At 61.2% G+C, this 547-nt stretch carries 1 protein-coding gene; it reads left to right on the top strand.

Features of this window, described 5'->3' with window-relative positions; genetic code table 11:
- Positions 1 to 547 (top strand): MFS transporter (locus AWT72_RS08780; protein ID WP_197407669.1); only part of this gene is annotated, 547 nt, incomplete at both ends.

Genomic DNA, 547 nt, shown 5'->3' with positions numbered 1-547 from the left:
GCTCCGGTCTCGTGGGCTCGCCGGAGGTGTTCGTCGCCTTCCTCACCACCTACTGCGTCGGCAACCTGATTGGCTCGGCGCTGGCGAAACCGCTCACCGACTGGAAGTGCAAGGTGAGCATCTTCTGGTGGACCAACGCCGCGCTGGCGGTGGTCAGCGTGGCGATGTTCTTCGTGCCGATGCATGCCACCGTGCTGATGTTCGGCTTCATCTTCGTTATCGGCGTGCTGCACCAGCTGGTGACGCCGATTCAGTGGGTAATGATGTCCGATACCGTCGACTACGGCGAATGGACCAACGGCAAACGTCTGACCGGCATCAGCTTTGCGGGCACGCTGTTCGTGCTGAAGCTCGGCCTGGCGCTGGGCGGGGCGATGATCGGCTGGATGCTGGCAGGCGGCGGCTATGACGCGGCGGCTAAAACCCAGAACAGCGCCACCCTCACCATCATTATCGCCTTGTTTACCCTCGTTCCGGCGGTGTGCTACCTGCTGAGCGCGGTAATCGCCAAACGCTACTACACGCTAAAAACGCCGTTCCTGAAAAA

This window comes from Oceanivirga salmonicida (assembly GCF_001517915.1).
Lineage (GTDB): Bacteria > Fusobacteriota > Fusobacteriia > Fusobacteriales > Leptotrichiaceae > Oceanivirga > Oceanivirga salmonicida.
The sequence above is the reverse complement of the archived record's forward strand: the minus strand, read 5'-3'. Positions and strand labels throughout refer to the sequence as shown.